The organism is Lentzea flava (assembly GCF_014648475.1).
GTDB lineage: Bacteria > Actinomycetota > Actinomycetes > Mycobacteriales > Pseudonocardiaceae > Lentzea > Lentzea flava.
On sequence record NZ_BMRE01000001.1, the window covers coordinates 380,412 to 393,137 of the forward strand.

7 protein-coding genes are annotated in these 12,726 nt (G+C 69.4%); all 7 read right to left on the reverse strand.

Annotation, left to right across the window (positions count from 1 at the left end; translation table 11 throughout):
* Positions 1 to 8: 8 nt before the first annotated feature.
* The 7 genes from IEZ09_RS01905 to IEZ09_RS01935 all read right to left on the reverse strand — a co-directional run bounded on the left by IEZ09_RS01905 (position 9) and on the right by IEZ09_RS01935 (position 12,582).
* Positions 9 to 3,503 carry a ThuA domain-containing protein gene (locus tag IEZ09_RS01905; RefSeq protein WP_189251738.1) on the reverse strand — a complete coding sequence of 1,165 codons (3,495 nt, stop codon included), beginning with the start codon at positions 3,501 to 3,503 and terminating at the stop codon, positions 9 to 11.
* Between the two features lie 32 nt (positions 3,504 to 3,535).
* Positions 3,536 to 4,387 (reverse strand): sugar phosphate isomerase/epimerase family protein, encoded by an 852-nt coding sequence (locus tag IEZ09_RS01910; RefSeq protein WP_189251739.1) that lies wholly within the window; start codon positions 4,385 to 4,387, stop codon positions 3,536 to 3,538.
* A 92-nt stretch (positions 4,388 to 4,479) separates the two neighbouring features.
* Positions 4,480 to 5,694 carry an ROK family transcriptional regulator gene (locus IEZ09_RS01915; protein WP_189251740.1) on the reverse strand — a complete coding sequence of 405 codons (1,215 nt, stop codon included), beginning with the start codon at positions 5,692 to 5,694 and terminating at the stop codon, positions 4,480 to 4,482.
* Between the two features lie 42 nt (positions 5,695 to 5,736).
* Positions 5,737 to 6,426, reverse strand: coding sequence for a glycoside hydrolase family 95 protein (locus IEZ09_RS01920; RefSeq protein WP_189251741.1), 690 nt, complete (start codon positions 6,424 to 6,426; stop codon positions 5,737 to 5,739).
* 81 nt (positions 6,427 to 6,507) lie between these two features.
* Entirely contained in the window at positions 6,508 to 7,998 is a 1,491-nt protein-coding gene (locus tag IEZ09_RS01925) for an arabinofuranosidase catalytic domain-containing protein (RefSeq protein WP_189251742.1), read from the reverse strand.
* Positions 7,995 to 9,710: a ThuA domain-containing protein gene (locus tag IEZ09_RS47655; RefSeq protein ID WP_189251743.1), complete on the reverse strand. Its 1,716-nt coding sequence runs from the start codon at positions 9,708 to 9,710 to the stop codon at positions 7,995 to 7,997. The genes IEZ09_RS01925 and IEZ09_RS47655 overlap by 4 nt, the downstream gene beginning before the upstream one ends.
* A 37-nt stretch (positions 9,711 to 9,747) precedes the next feature.
* On the reverse strand, positions 9,748 to 12,582 hold the full coding sequence (locus IEZ09_RS01935; RefSeq protein WP_189251744.1) for a PQQ-dependent sugar dehydrogenase: 2,835 nt from the start codon (positions 12,580 to 12,582) through the stop codon (positions 9,748 to 9,750).
* Between the last annotated feature and the right edge of the window lie 144 nt (positions 12,583 to 12,726).

Sequence of the window (12,726 nt, forward strand, 5' to 3'; positions counted from 1 at the left end):
CTCCTCGGCTACCGGAAGGTCCACCTCTGGTTGGTCCCGCCGTGGCAGGTCCAGATGATGAGCTGGGTTCCGTCCGCCGTGCCGGCGCCGTTGGCGTCCAGGCACTTCGTTCCGTTGCGGATCGTGCCGTCGGACTGCGCGGTCCAGTTCTGCCCGGACGCGCCGTTGCACGACCACAACCGGACGATCGCGCCGTCGGTCTGGCTGTTGCCGGTGACGTCGAGGCACTTGTCGAGCGACCGCAGCGTCGTGCCGTTCTGCGTCCACTTCTGGTTGGCGCCGCCGTTGCAGGTCCACAGCTGCACCTTCGCGCCGTCGGTCGAGCTGGCGCCGTTGACGTCCACGCACTTGCCGCTCGCGCCGACGATCTCCTTCGCGGTGCCGCCGCCGGGCCCTCCCGCGCCCGGTCCGACGTAGGTGATCGAGTCGAGGTCGAAGCTCGTCGACGACGACGTCTTGAACACCGCGAACAGCTCGACGGTGCCGGTCGGCGCGGTCACGTTCACCGCGGGCGTGCTGACGTAGGTGTCCGAGCTGCCGGTGCTGGTGACCGGGGACGACGCGATGAGCTGACCCGTCGGCGATCCGGCGCGCAGCTCGATCGTCCCTCCGCCACCCGACGGCGAGGACACCCGGAACGACACCTGGTTGATGCCGGTGAAGTTGACCGGCTTGAACGAGATCCAGTCGTTGTTGCCGATGTCCCCGACCTTGGCGCCCGACTCGGCACCCGTCTGCGACACGACCGTCACGCCGGACGAGTCGTTGAAGTACTCGGCCTGCTTCTGCTTGGGCTGCAGCACGACCTGGGCGCTGCCGGTCAGCGGCGGCACCCCGTTCGCACCGTTGTCGGTGTACTCGGCCGAGCCGATGACGTGCACGTTGAGCCCCTGGTGCCCCGAGTCGACGGTGGTTTGGAGCGTGCCCGTGCAGCCGGTCATCGGAGAGCCGATCGGGTGCTTGTGCGAGTCGTGGCCCATGTTCGACTGGACGTTCACCTTGCCGCAGTCGATCGTGCCGTCCTCCTGGTCGGTCACGGACACCGTGTACGGCACCGGATCACCAAAGTTGATCATGCCGCCGTCCACGGGGCCGGTGAACCTCACGACCGGCTCGGTGTTGCCCACGCTCACGGTCACGTTCGCGGTACCGATCTTTCCGGCCGAGTTGGTGACGGTGAGCTGGGCGGTGAACTTCCCGCTCGCGGTGTAGGTGTGCGTGGGGTTCGGCTCCGTGGACGTGCCGCCGTCGCCGAACGTCCACCGGTAGGTCAGCGGGAGACCACCGGGATCGCTGGAACCGGCGCTGGAGAAGCGGACCGTCAGCGGCGACGGACCGGTCAGCGGACTGCCGGAGGCCTGCGCCACCGGAAGGCGTTCGCCGGTGGTCGTGTAGTCGATGCGCCACAACCCGGCGCCGGGCAGCGGTTTGTTGTCGTCCCAGCCCGTGCCCCAGGTCAGCAGGTACATCGACCCGTCGGGACCGAACTTCGCGTCCATCGGCGAGGCGAACGACATGTTCGACAGGAAGTTGTTGATTTTCAACAGGTTCCCGGACGAGTCCAGCCGGAACTCCCACATGCGGTTGCGGGACCACTCGCCGAAGAACGGCGTCTGGTCGAAGTAGGCGGGGAACTTCGTCGCCGACGGGTTGCTCGCGTTGTACTGGTACGCGGGGAACGCCATCGGCGCCTCGCCACCGCTGCTCGGACCCATCTCCGGGAACGCGTTGCCGTTCGCGCCGTTGCCGTACCAGACGTCCGCCGCCCGTGCCGCGGGCAGCGTCGTCAGACCGGTGTTGTTGGGCGAGTTGTTCGTCGGCGAGGCGCAGTTGAACTTCGGGCCCGACGTGTTGTTGGCGAAGTTCCAGTCGTTGTAGGCGATGTTGTTGGCCACGCAGTACGGCCAGCCGTAGTTGCCCGGCGACTTGATCACGTTCCACTCCACCAGACCGGCCGGGCCGCGGTTCGGGTTGTCGCCGCCCGCGTCGGGGCCGTAGTCGGCCGCGTAGATCACGCCGGTGGTCGGGTGCACGCTGATCCGGAACGGGTTGCGGAAGCCCATCGCGTAGATCTCGGGCCGCGTCTTGGCCGTGCCGGGCGCGAACATGTTGCCCGCCGGGATGGTGTAGGTGCCGTCGGGCTCCGGGTGGATGCGCAGGATCTTGCCCCGCAGGTCGTTGGTGTTGGCCGCGGTGCCCTGCGCGTCGTACAGCGCGCGACCGGGGCGTTCGTCGATCGGCGCGTAGCCGCCAGAGTCACCGTTGGGGTTGGTGTCGTCGCCGACGCTGATGTAGAGGTTGCCGTTCGGCCCGAAGTTCAGCTGGCCGCCGGTGTGGCCCGGCTCCTCCTTCCGCGACGCGGGCAGGGTCAGCAGGACCTTCTCGCTGGCCATGTCCAGCCTGTCGCCGTTCATGGTGAAGCGGGAGATCCTGGCGATCTCCTGGCTCCCCGCCGGGGAGTAGTTCAGGTAGACCCACTTGTTGGTGGCGAACGCCGGGTCGAGCGCCATGCCGACCAGGCCGTCCTCCGAGTTCTGCCCCTGGCCGTAGACGCTGAGCGTGCCCGCGACGACGGTCGTCCTGGTGTCCGGCTTGTAGATCTTCAGGTTGCCGTTGTACTCGTTGAAGAAGACCCGTCCGTCCGGGGCGACGTCGAGCGTGCTCGGCGCGATGACGGAGTTGTCGAGCTGCACCTTCTGGAAGCTGCCCCACACCGTGGGACCGCAGTCCGCGGACACGATGCCCCCCGCGCTCTCCACGCCACCGGTGATGTGCTGGCGGAACAGGGGTTCCGAGTAGCTCGAGGCGTTGTGCCCCATGCCGGTGGCCCACACCCGGCCGCCCTCGAAGTTGCGGCACCACGAGATCGGGTGGTCGAAGCCCATCTTGGACGGGCCCGCGTCGTAGGTCGACTCGTCCGCCGTGACCAGCACGTGCACGTCGCCGCGCGCGGAGCGGTTGAAGTTGTACCACTCCTCGGTCCGCGTCCAGCGGTCCGGCAGACCCGCGCCCGACGGGTGCTTGCGGTCGGCGACCTTCGCCGTGCCGGAGACGATCGACGAGTGCTGGGTCATGGTCATGCCGAGCATCTGGTCCCACCACGGGAACTGCTGCTCGATGTTCATGTCCGTGGCGTTGTGGATCGCCACCACTCCGCCGCCCCTGCGCACGTAGTTCTGCATCGCGGTGCGCTGCGCGGCGGTGTCCCACACCATGCCCGACGTCTGCAGCATCACGATCACGTTGAACGTCGCGAGCGTGGTGTCGTTGAAGACCGACGCGTCCTCGGTCTTGGTCATCTCCCAGCCGCGCTGGGCGGCCAGCTGCTCCATCATCGTGATGCCCGCCGGGATGGAATCGTGCCGGTAGGCGCCGGAGGCGGTCTTGGTGAACAGCAGGACGTGCAGGCCGTGAGCCTGTGCCGGGGTGGTCGGCAGGACGAGTCCCATCACCACCAGAGCACCGGCCAGCACCGACAGTAATCGCGTGAGTCTGCGTTGCATTGCCACTCCTCCGGGGGTGGTGACGCGGTCGGCTAACGGGTGAGAGCGGCGGCGGCGGCGTGCAGGAAGGCCAGGCCCTCGACGGCGAGGGCGTCCGGCGAGTCGGCCAGCGGCCGCCATATCGAGGCGGCGGTCGCGATGGCGGCGTTGTCCGGGGTGAACGACTCGATGCACAACGGACCGCGGTAGCCGGCATCGGCCAGGGCGCCCAGCAACGCGGGCCAGTCCTGGTGATCGCGACCCGGCGTACCGCGGTCGTTGGCGCACACCTGAACGTGTGCGATGCGCGCGCCGGCGGCGAGAACCGCCTTCACCGGCGCCGCTTCCTCGATGTTGAGGTGGTAGGTGTCGAGCGCCAGCCCACACCCCTCGGGCGGCAGCCCGTCCAGCGCCTCCAGCGCCTGGTCCACGGTGTTCAGCAGGCTCGTCTCGTACCGGTTCAGCGGCTCCACGGCGATGCGGACACCGTGCGCCGCGGCGTACTCGACGACGGGGCGGAGGTTCGCGCGCAGCTCGCGGTACACGCGCGGCCGGTCGTCGATGCGCCAGGTGCGGCCCACCGAGCTGTACGCGGGGCCTGCCGCGACCGGGCTGCCGACGATCGCCGCGACGTCCACGACGTGCCGCAGGTAGTCCTGGGTCTGCGCGACGGTGTTCGCCGCGACCAGCTCGCGGCCCGGTGGCATGACGAGACAGACGGTGGCCCTGAGGTTCAGCTCGGCCAGCAGGTCGGCGGCGCGGCGCGGGTCCCAGTCGCCCGGCTGCTCCACCGGCAGTTCGATGACGTCGAACCCCCACTCGCGGACCTTCGGTGCGAGCGCGGCCAACGCGTCATCGGTGAGCGGTGACGTCCAAACCCATGTGTTGACGCCGATGTCCCACATGCAGGTGAACGTAAGCCCGACCATATGGCGGGGTCAATACAAAAGTCCGGCGCTGTCGGACTAACTTATGGCTTATTCATGCCAAAAGTGGCTCAGGCTCGTCCGGCGGAGATCGAGGAGACGACCGCGCCCAGCCGCGCGTCCAGCACCTCCGGCGACAGCACGTGCTGCACGACCATCGCCGCGGCGCCCAGCACTCCGGCGGTCGCACCCGCCGTCGACGCGACGATCCGCAGGTTCTCCGTGGCCAGTGGCAGGGAGCGCCGGTAGATCGACTCGCGCACCCCCGCCAGCAGCATCTCCCCCGCCTCCGCCACCAGCCCGCCGATGACCACGAGCGCCGGGTTGAACATGCTCACGCAGCCCGCGAGCACCTCGCCGATGTCCCTGCCAGCCTGCCGCACGACCCGGCCGACCTCGAGGTTGCCGGACCGGACGAGGTGCACCACGTCGGCCGTCGAGTGCGCGGGGAGTCCCAGCTCCCTCAGCTTCGCCGCGAGCGCCGGACCACCGGCGACCGCCTCCAGGCACCCGGTGTTGCCGCAGCGGCACAACGCGTCCTCACCGTCGGGCACCCGGATGTGCCCGAGGTCGCCCGCCGCACCGGCCGCGCCGCGGTGCAGCACGCCGTTGCTGATCAGACCCGCGCCGATGCCGGTCGCCGCCTTGACCACGATCATGTGCCGCACGTCCGGGTGCGAGGCGGTGTGCTCGCCCAGGGCCATCAGGTTGACCTCGTTGTCGACCAGCACCGGTGCGTCGAACTCCGCCGCGATCGCCGCGGGCACGTCGAACCCGTCCCAGCCCGGCATGATCGGCGGGTTGTTCGGGCGGCCGGTGGAGTGCTCGACCGGCCCTGGCAGCCCGATGCCCACGCCGGCGATCTCCAGCCCGGTCTTCGGGATCTCCACGTCGCGCAGCAGCTCGCGCCAGGTCGTGACCAGGAGCCCGAGGATCGCCTCCGGTCCGTCCGCGATGTCGAGACCGACCTGTTCGACAGCGATCAACCGGCACCCGAGGTCGGCCACCGCGACCGTGGCGTGGGTGGCGCCGACCTCGGCCGCCAGCACGAGGCGCGCGCCGGGGTTGAACACGAACCGGCTCGCGGGGCGCCCGCCGGTGGACTCCCCGGTGCCGCCCCCGGTCACCAGCCCGGCGGCCAGGAGCAGGTCGAGCCGCGCCCGCACGGTGGACCGGGCGAGACCGGTCGCGGCCACGATCTCCGCTCGGGTGCGGGGCCTGCCGTCCATCAGCATGCGCAGCACGGCGGCCGGCGAACCGGACTCGATGCCCTGGGTGCTCTCCATCGGCCAATTGTCACACCGACGACGAAAGGATCGGCCGCACCATCACGCTTGCGTGTGATCGTCGCCCGAACCCGAGGCGGTGTGCCGCGCGAACAGCGTGGCGTAGTCGCTCTCGAGCCCGGCGAGCGCCGCGCGCAGCGCGGGGAAGATCCAGCCGGGTGAGGACGACTCGTACCGGTCGAGCCTGGTCAGCAGAAGCAGCCTGGCCGCTCCGATGACGACGAGGGTGGTGCCGCTCGCGAGGATGCTGCCGCCGAACGCCACCACCCTCGTGATGCCCTCGTAGCCCCGGCCCCGCAGGGTCAGGTAGCCCGAGCCGTTGCTGACGGTGGCTCTGGTCGTGAAGCGCGTGCCGTCGAGCGCGGTGCCGACGCTCAGCGTGGTGTCGACCGTCCGGCCGGGTGCCGGCAGCAGTTCGTGCGCGATCACCCGGTCGGCTCTGGACGCGAAGGCCCGGCGAGCCCAGGTGCCGTGCCCGTCGGTCCAGGTCGAGGTGACCTCGCCGGTGCGGGAGTCGGTGATCCGGCCGTAGCCGCCGACCGCCGTCATGCCGGGACTGGAGATCCGGAACTCGTACGCGGGGTGACAGGACCGGCCGGCCTCGAAGACCACCCTCTCCATCGCCGGCTCGCCGTACAGCACCGCACCGCATTCGCCGTTGGCGGTGCGGAAGCCGTCCGTCCAGCACGCGGCAGGGCTGGTGTCGTGGACCGTCGGCTCGGGCATGCGCATCACACGACTCCTTTGTCAGTGATGGGAATGGTCGTGAGTGCTTTCGGCCGGCCGGCGACCGAAAGCACTCACGACCGCGGATCAGGTCAAGCTCCACTGCTGGTTGGACTGGCCGTTGCACGTCCACAGCTGGACGAGCGCGCCGTTGGCCGTGGAAGCGCCGGACACGTCAAGACACAGACCGGACTGCACGCCGGTGATCGTGCCGTTGGCATTGACGTTCCACTGCTGGTTGGACTGGCCGTTGCACGTCCAGATCGCCACCCTGGTGCCCGCGGTGGTCCCTTGGCCGTACGCGTCGAGACACCGCTGGGCGGTGCCGTCGAACACCGTGAGCTGACCCGACGCCGACCGGGCCCACTTCTGGCCCGCGCTGCCCGAGCAGTCCCAGATCCGGGTCTGCGTGCCCGCGGTGCCGTTCGGTGTCTCCAGGCACTTGCCAGCGCCCACCGCACGCACAGCGCCGCCGGGCACGGGCGGATTGCCTCCACCGCCGTACCCGGCCGCGATGATGTTGGCCTGCACGGCGTTCTCGGTCGCGTCGGACGGGTAGCCCGCGACCATCGCGCCCTCGTAGAAGGTGCCCGCGCTGAGGTTGGCACCGCCGTCAGGCTTGCAGCAGTCACCACCGCTGCCCAGGATGATGGCGCCCTGTTTCTTCATGGGGCTGTAGCCGTTCGGCAGCGAGCCGTCGTACAACGTGGTCAGGTCGCCCGCCTGGGCGTTGCCGCCCTTGAGCGCGAACCGCGAGGTCCCGTTGTTCTTCAGGATCGCCGTGACGAATCTGTCGGTGAAGGCCCGCTGGTTCGGGTTCCACTGCTGGCTTCCACCGGGGTACAGGCCCCATTCGAGATCAGCCTGGACCCACGGGCCACGGCCCTGGCAGCCGCCGAACCAGCACTGCGTGCTGAAGTTGATCGCGTCCATCGCCCCGGCCGCGTCGGCTTTGCGGGTCGTCTCGCTGTTGCCGTAGTCGAAGCAGCAGCCGCCGTTGACGTGCGTCCCGCTGGTCACCATGTACATGCCCTCCGGCGCACTGCCGGTGGGCACGCCCGTCAGGTGACCGTCGCGCCAGTAGCTGTTGCCGGGGTTGATGTAGAGCGAGTACGCCTTGCTCTTGTCGGCGCCCATCACCAGCGACTCGGAGGTCGCGATCGCGGGCTTGCTCTGCGGCGAGCCCGGGACCACGCTCGAACCCTGGTACCAGAGGTCGTTCCCCCGGCCCGACTGGTCGTAGACCACCGTGATGACACACGTGGTGTTGGCGCAGAACGTGTCCTGCGTCGCCGCGTTGGCGTTACCGCCTGCGGCGAGCAGGCCGATGTCCTTGGTGGTGTTGTCCGACGAACGCCTGACTTGGTAGAGATTTCCGTTGTAGGAACCGTAAAGCGCACGCGTCGTGCTGTGCGCCGCGATGCAGGGTGTACCGCCGGCCGCGTAGATGTCACACGGTCCTGTGGACGCCGCCGCCGCAGGTGCCGGTGTGGACCACGTCAACGTGGCCGCGGCCAGCACGGTCACGGCCGCAGCGATCCGGGTTCGCACCGCCGGCGAGACTGCCGAGGGCCTCATGCCGCACCTCCTGGCAGGGTCCAGCGCTGGTTCGTGCCGCCGTGGCAGGTCCAGAGGATGAGCTGGGTGCCGTCCGCCGAGCTGCCGCCGTTGGCGTCCAGGCACTTGTTCGCCTGCTGGTTGACCAGTGAGCCGTTCGCGCCGGGCGTCCAGTTCTGCGAGCCGCTGCCGTTGCACGTCATCAGCTGCACCTGCGCGCCGTTGGCAGTGCTGCCGCCGGCGACGCCCATGCACTTGTTGAGGGCCCGCAACGTGGTCCCGCTGACCGTCCACTGTTGACCCGCGTTGGTGTTGCAGGTCCACAGCTGGATCTTCGTGCCGTCCGCGCTGCTGCCCCCCGCGACGTCGACGCACTTGCCGGAGCCGCCGGTGATCCGCCCGGTGCGCGGGACCGTGCCGCCGAGCTCCTTGATCCGGACGTTGCGGAACGACACGTCGTCACCGGGACCGTGGTTCTGCAGGGCGATGTGCCCCGAGGTGAGCGATCTCGCCGGGTCGGTGTTGGTGAAGTCGTTGATCTTCACGCCGTTCAGGAACACCTGGAGGCGTTCGCCCTCGACGAGCAGCTCGTAGGTGTTCCACTCGCCGGGCGGGTTCAGCGCGGCGTCCCTGGCGGCGATGTCCGGGGCCTTGACCCCGTAGATCGCCCCCGTGGTCTTGTCCGCGGTGTCGGTCGCGTCGATCTGGACCTCGTACCCGCTGGTGAGAGCCGAGTCCGGGGTGCTCCCCGCCGGGAACCCGAGCACCACACCGGAGTTGTCGTCCCCCGGCATCCGCCAGTCCAGCTTGAGCGAGTAGGACCGGAACTCCTTGGCGCTGTACCACAGCATGCCCATGCCGTCGAACGACGTCAGCGTGGCGTCGCTGTTGGTGAACCCGCCGGGGCCCGCCTGCGTCCACCCGGTCGTCGACCCGTTGTAGAGGGTGGTGTAGCCGGTCTCCGGGCGGCAGTCGGCCTTCGTCCTGTTCGCCGCGTACCGGATGCCGCCGAGGATCATCGTGCGGAAGGCCGGATCGGCGTAGCTCTCCTTCGTGTGACCGAGGCCGGTGTAGAAGGAGCGTCCGCTCGCCATGGGCTTGCACCACGTGATCGGGTGGTCGGCGCCCATCGTGCCGCCCGAGTACGTCGATTCATCCAAAGTGGACAAAACACGGACGTTGGCTCGCGGGTTGGCGCGGTAGTTGTACAGCTCGTCCGTGCGCACCCAGGCCGGGGAGAGGTGCGCGGTGGCGGCGTGCGCACGGTTCTCCGTCCGGACCGTCGCCTGCTGGATCGCCGGGTGCGACGCGAAGTACGCGCCCACCAGCTCGCCGTAGAACGGCCAGTCGTACTCGGTGTCGGCCGCCGAGTGGATCCCCACGTAACCGCCGCCGCCGCGGACGTAGGACTCGAAAGCGCTCTGCTGGGTGGCGTTCAGCACGTCACCCGTGGTGCTGAGGAACACCACGGCCTCGTACTGCGCGAGGTTCGCGGTCGTGAACTGCGCCGCGTCCTCGGTGGCGGTCACCGTGAAGTTGTTGGCGGCGCCCAGGTCGCGGATCATCTGGATGCCGTTGGGGATCGAGTCGTGCCGGAAACCGGCGGTCTTGGAGAACACCAGCACGTCGTACGGCGCGTCCGCGGCCGCCGCCGGTGGTGCGGCAGCGACCCCGCCCACGACGAGCGCCGCGGCGGCGACGCTGAGCGCCCGTCGCCAAGCCTGGTAGGTCATCTGATCCTCCTTGGTGTCGAAGCACGCGGCGGAGTCGTCATGGCAGCGTCCAGCGCTGGTTGGTGCCGCCGTGGCAGGTCCAGATGATCAGCACGGTGCCGTTGGCGGTCCCGGCGCCGTTGGCGTCGAGGCACTTGCCGGACTTCGTGTTGACCACGGAACCGTTGGCGCCGGCAGACCAGTTCTGGCTCGTGGCGCCGTTGCAGGTCCCCAGCTGCACGGCGCCACCGTCGGCAGTGCCGCCGTTCGCGACGTCCATGCACTTGCCCAGCGCACGCAACGTGGTCCCGTTGACCGTCCACTGCTGGTTCGCGCCGCCGTTGCACGTGTAGAGCTGGATCCGGGTGCCGTCGGCACTGCTGCCGCCGGTGACGTCGGCGCACTTGCCGGACGCCGCCCCCGTGATCGGCCCGGTGCGGCCGCCACCGGTGGACGTGTCGAACGTGAAGGCGTCCACGTCGAACAGGTAGCCGGTGCCGCTGCCCGCGAACGTCAGGTACAGCCTGCCGGTGGTGGTCGGCACGTTCGTCAGCGCGGTGGAGACCTCGCGGAACGTGTCCCACCCGCCGGTCACCGGCACGGTCAGCGTGGCCAGGGCCGGACCGGTCTGGGAACCGCTGCGCACCGTGATCGTGCCGCCCGCTCCCGCGGAGGACACGCGCGCGGTGAACCGGTTCGCGCCGGTGAGGTTGTAGTTGTCGAACGCGATCCAGTCGCCGTTGTGGATGTCGCCGACGGTGCGGCCGCCCTCGGCCGGCGTCTTGTCGAACAGGCCGGTGCCCGACTGCGTCGTGTAGTGCTCGGCCTGCCGGTGCCGGGGCTGGAGCACGTTCTGGGTGTGGGTGGTCGCGGGCGGCACGCCGTTCGCGCCCTTGTCGGTGTACTCGGCGTCGAAGACGGCGTAGATGTTCGCCGCCGTGTCGTGCTCGCCGTCGACCGGGATCTCGATGGTGCCCGAACAGCCGTTGCGCGAGGTGATCTTGTGGGAGTGGCTGTCGTGGCCGAGGTGGTAGGACAACGTCACCTGCGCGCAGTCGATCGTCCCGTCCTCCGCGTCGGACACCGTGATCGTGTAGGGGATGCTGTCGCCGAAGCTGAACAGGGTTCCGTTGACCGGGGTGTTCAACGTGACGACAGGTGCGGTGTTGCCGACGGTGATGATCACGTTGGTGCTGCCGGTGAGCCCGGCCGGATCTGTCACCGTGAGCGTGACGGTGTACTGGCCGTTGGCGGTGTAGGTGTGGCTCGGGTTCGCTGCCGTGGACGTGCTGCCGTCGCCGAAGTTCCACGAGTAGGTCAGCGCGCCGTTCTCCGGGTCGGAGGACCCCGCCGACGAGAAGTCCACGGTCAGCGGTGCGGCGCCGGACAGGCGGTTGGCGGAAGCGCGGGCCACCGGGGCGCGGTTGCCCGCCGGGCCGATGTACTCGATGCGGTAGAGCGCGGAGCTCGCGTCACCGTTGCCCCAGCCCGTGCCGTAGTCCAGCACGTAGAGCGCGCCGTCCGGGCCGAAGCTCGCGTCCATGACCTGGGTTCCGCGCCACGGGAAGTCACCGACCTGCCCCGGCGAACCGTCGGAGTTGACGTCGATGGTCTTGATCCAGCGCCGGCCGAACTCGGTCGCGAACACGTGCCCGTCCAGCGAGGCCGGGAACTTCACCGTCGACGGGTTGTTCGCGTCGTAGCGGTACACGGGCGCGCTCATCGGGGACTCCGACCCGCAGCCGAACGCGGCGAAGGAGCAGTTGTCGTACTTGATCCACGCCGGGCGCGCGGCGGGCAGGTTCGTCAGGCCGGTGTTGTTCGGCGAGTTGTTGACCGGCGCGGCGCAGTTGAACCGTGCGCCGGACGGGCCGGACGGGAACGTGAAGTCCACATAGGTCTCATTGGTGGTGTTCGTGCCCGTGCAGTACGGCCAGCCGTAGTTGCCCGCCGAGGTGATCCGGTTGAACTCCACCTGACCGGCAGGGCCGCGGTTGGGGTCGGTCGAGCCTGCGTCCGGTCCGTAGTCACCGAGGTAGATCGTGCCGGTGGCCTTGTCCACGTTGAACCGGAAGGGGTTGCGCAGGCCCATCGCGTAGATCTCCGGCCGCGTCCTGGCCGTGCCGGGAGGGAACAGGTTGCCAGCGGGGATCGAGTAGGACCCGTCGGCGTTCACCTTGATCCGCAGCACCTTGCCGCGCAGGTCGTTGGTGTTGGCCGCGCTGCGTTGCGCGTCGTAGACGGGATTGCGGTTGGCGCGCTCGTCGATCGGGCTGTACCCGCTGGAGTCGAAGGGGTTGCTGTCGTCGCCCGTGGAGAGGTACAGGTTTCCGGCCGCGTCGAAGTCGATGTCCCCGCCGACGTGACAGCACATCCCCCGGTTCGTCTCCACCTCGAGCACGGTCACCTGGCTCGCCATGTTGACCGTGAAGTCGGCGTTGAGGGTGAACCGGGCCAGCCGGTTGACCCCCTTCCACGCGGAGAAGTCGGTGCCGGTGGCCGGTGCGTCACCGCCCGGTGTCGACAACGGCGGCGCGTAGTAGAGGTAGATGTGGCGGTTGGTGGCGAAGCCGGGGTCCGCGGCGACGCCCTGCAGTCCTTCCTCGTCGTGGGTGTAGACGGGGATGTTGGCGATCACGCTCGTGGCACCGGCGGCCGTGGTGCGGCGCAGCGTGCCGTTGCGGGAGGTGTGCAGCACCGAGCGGTCGGGGAGCACGGTCATCGACATCGGCTCGCCCATCTCGGCGACGCCCTTGGCCAGTTCGACCTGCTGGAAGTCGGCGGGGTTGACGGTGTGGGCTGCGGCAGGGGGTGCTGTGGTGGCCGTGAGGGCCACGGCGCCGGCCACGGTCAGGAGCGCGGCGGAGAACACCGCGGTGAGTCGGTTTTTCATGGCTGGTCAAACCTTCGGTCTCGGTGGCGCGCTGGTGCGGGGTTCGCTGCGGACGGTCGCGGAGCCGACACGTCGAGCTGGTCCGGGTCGGAGGTGGATCCGGCGCGTGCGTCACGGCGCCGGCCGAGACGGGCGAGAAGGCCG

Coding starts and splice junctions, on each gene's coding strand:
- IEZ09_RS01905 (WP_189251738.1), bottom strand. CDS start 3,503: ATGCAACGCAGACTCACGCGATTACTGTCGGTGCTGGCCGGTGCTCTG.
- IEZ09_RS01910 (WP_189251739.1), bottom strand. CDS start 4,387: ATGTGGGACATCGGCGTCAACACATGGGTTTGGACGTCACCGCTCACC.
- IEZ09_RS01915 (WP_189251740.1), bottom strand. CDS start 5,694: ATGGAGAGCACCCAGGGCATCGAGTCCGGTTCGCCGGCCGCCGTGCTG.
- IEZ09_RS01920 (WP_189251741.1), bottom strand. CDS start 6,426: ATGCGCATGCCCGAGCCGACGGTCCACGACACCAGCCCTGCCGCGTGC.
- IEZ09_RS01925 (WP_189251742.1), bottom strand. CDS start 7,998: ATGAGGCCCTCGGCAGTCTCGCCGGCGGTGCGAACCCGGATCGCTGCG.
- IEZ09_RS47655 (WP_189251743.1), bottom strand. CDS start 9,710: ATGACCTACCAGGCTTGGCGACGGGCGCTCAGCGTCGCCGCCGCGGCG.
- IEZ09_RS01935 (WP_189251744.1), bottom strand. CDS start 12,582: ATGAAAAACCGACTCACCGCGGTGTTCTCCGCCGCGCTCCTGACCGTG.